Below are 231 nucleotides of genomic sequence, written 5' to 3' on the forward strand. Positions count from 1 at the left end.
GTACATTGATGCTTCTCTTGAGTGGTACCAAAACCTGGTCCAGCTGACTGTGCAAAAAGATCCCGATTTGCAGGAAGTCGGCGACTGGTTCATGGAAGGAAGAACCCACCATTTTGAATTGAAGCGCGAAGCTGTCGATTGGTACCTGGCGAACGACAAAAGCCACTTAGACCTGTCACAATCCGTTGAGTCCTGGCTAAAACTCACTCAGCAAGACATTAAAGCGCTGTC

General features: G+C 48.5%; 1 pseudogene. It reads left to right on the forward strand.

From position 1 onward, the window contains the following. A pseudogene (locus tag ACYP03_RS28355) lies at positions 1 to 231 on the forward strand (hypothetical protein); the annotation flags it as partial.

The sequence above is a fragment of the Photobacterium sp. R1 genome (genome assembly GCF_054600795.1).